Genomic DNA, 2600 nt, shown 5'->3' with positions numbered 1-2600 from the left:
TCGTGACCGGCTACGCCCAGTTCGCCAATCGCCAGGGCGACATCATTGATTTGCTCGCTGAGATCAAGCTTCATCACTTCATCTTTACCGGCACCAATTTGAAACTGCAACGCCTTTGTCAGTTTGCCCGGCGTTTCGATGACCACCGACGGCGAGTCAGACTCCGGGGTTGGGGCTGGATCAACTTTAGCTGAGGAATCTGAAACTGATGGCGTTCCCCCTTCCCCCCGAGGTATTGGGCTCAACTCTGATACGCGTGGTGTAGTCGCTGAAGCTGATGTTCCGCCTCCTGAAACCCAGGGCACCGAGGATGAATCAGCCGGAGCTGATTTCAGTAATACGGGTGTGTCTGATTTTACTGGCGAGGATTCAGCTCTTGTATATTTCAATTCAAGCGGAGGTATGGTCTCTCCACGCTGAAACATAGCGGAATAATTGACGCAATAGACCATCACAGCCAGATAATCCGGGTCATCCCGTGTGAATATTTTGTCTATCCGCGATCCATCCTCAGCGGTTAATTTTAACCTTACCTTATCATGCCAAGCATCAGTGTATTCCAATGTTTCCAGCTTAAAGGCCTGGGGCTCCCCTAGAGGGGGGGCACCCTCAACAACCTTCGGTACTTCAGGTGTTTTCGGTACTTCAGGGACTTTCGGCACCTCAGGGAGGACTTCTTTTTCAGGCTTAGTCACAGATACCGCAGAGCTGAATAACTTCTCGTTACCATAGCGGGTATTATTCAGGATATTGGCCAGCTCTTTATTCAGCTCAGTAAACTCAGACTGGAGTGCATCACGATCGCTGGCTCCATTGGTGTCGTCGGCCCCTTGTGTCGCCAGGTCCTTCATGCGGAACAGGATATTGGTCACTTCATCAAAAGCCCCCTCCGCGGTCTGCAGCATCGAGCTGGCTTTACTGATATTCTGCTGCGCGACTGTCATCCCATTCGACTGGCCCTGCAGGCGGGTAGCAATCTGCAACCCTGCCGCATCGTCAGCCGCGGAATTAATGCGCTTGCCGGTAGCGAGACGCTCCATCGCACTCTGCAACACCTTATTGGCGCGGTTGAGCGCGTTGGCGGACGTCATTTCTGATGGGTTAGTAAAAATCGAAATCATCGGGCATACCTTATCCTTAATGTAACCGAATAATCGAATACTCACAGTACTGAATTGTTTTATTCAGAACGCTGTGTATCAATTTTAAATAAATCTTGATGAAGTAAAGACATTTTATCCTTCAGGAGGTGGCTCACATTCCTCCTGTAGATTTAATGTTTTTTAGCCACAATCCCGGCAAAACGGATCTATTTTCCAATTAGAATCGCTTTGACTCTCAATCTGCAAATTTATCTGAAAAACACACCTGCCTGCCGGTTCATTTTACTTCACCACGAGGCCGTTGCGCGGCTCTCAGTAACCAAGTAAATATTTATTTCAGAAAGTTGAGGATCATCGCACTCATACTTCCGGCCTGTCTGAGCATCAGCTGGCTGCTTTGCGCCAGCATTTGCTGCCGGGTCATCTGCGATGACTCATTGGCATAATCGGTATCACGGATAACGCCGATGCTGTTATCGGTATTATCTTTCATATTGGCAAGGTTGTCTGAAGTGTGGCTTAGACGGTTGATGCTGGCACCGAGGCTGGAGCGGATGGCGCCGACAGAATTCAGCACGTCGCTTATCCGCCCAATCATCTCATTTGCGCTGGCTCCGGTAGAGAGATCGTAACCGCCCCCACTCAACTTGCCGATAGAAAGGGCAACTTCATTGATTTCATCGCTGAGATCAAGCTTCATCACCTCATCTTTCCCGGCACCAATCTGAAACTGCAAGGCCCTGGTCAGTTTACCCTGAGTTTCGATAGTCACAGAGGGAGGCTCAGACTCCGGGGTTACGGCTGGCACTGGATCCGGGGTTACGGCTGCCGCTGGCTCAGGTTCAGCTGGCGAATCTGCCCCTGATGCCGCTCCTCCGTCGTATCCCCATGGTATAAGGGAGGCGGCCGCCGCTGGTTCAGACGCAGGGGAAACGGTTGGCGCTGAGGCCGGGGTTACCGCTGGCTCAGATTCAGTTAACGAATCTGACTCTGCAAGCGAGGCCAACCACTTCTTATATACTGAATCAACCGCTTCGATTCCTTCTTCCATGCTCAATGGTTTAGGGGATACGGCTGACGCTGCGGCCGACACTGGCTCACGCCTCGTATATTTTAATTCAAGTGGAGGTACAGGTTTCCCTTCATTCAGAGATTTTCCAAATTGAGTCCCATAATACCAAACTTGCCAGTACTCAGGATCGTCACCTGTATATAATTTGGAAAATGTTTCGCCATCCTCGGTGCTGAAGTGAACCCTATAGTTGCCAAACCCTCTAGAAGGAACCGATTCAAAACTTTTAACTATTAAAGCCTGCGGTTCTCCTAATGGGGGCGCATCCTTCGGTGCTGCAGGTACTTTCGGTGCTGCAGGTACTTTCGGTGCTTCAGGCACTTTCGGCGCTTCAGGTACGACTTCTTTTTCAGGCTTTTTCACTGCCACGGCTGAACTGAACAGCCTCTCGCTACCGTATGTGGTATTTTTGAGGATATTCGTCA

General features: G+C 50.3%; 2 protein-coding genes. Both read right to left on the bottom strand.

Features of this window, described 5'->3' with window-relative positions; genetic code table 11:
- Window positions 1-1121 (bottom strand): flagellin N-terminal helical domain-containing protein (locus BM191_RS16395; RefSeq protein ID WP_456236156.1); only part of this gene is annotated, 1121 nt, incomplete at its 3' end.
- Window positions 1122-1434: 313 nt separating this feature from the next.
- On the bottom strand, window positions 1435-2600 hold a 1166-nt coding region (locus BM191_RS17340; RefSeq protein ID WP_269017645.1), incomplete at its 5' end, for a flagellin.

The organism is Izhakiella capsodis (genome assembly GCF_900115045.1).
Classification (GTDB): domain Bacteria; phylum Pseudomonadota; class Gammaproteobacteria; order Enterobacterales; family Enterobacteriaceae; genus Izhakiella; species Izhakiella capsodis.
The sequence above is the reverse complement of the archived record's forward strand: the minus strand, read 5'-3'. Positions and strand labels throughout refer to the sequence as shown.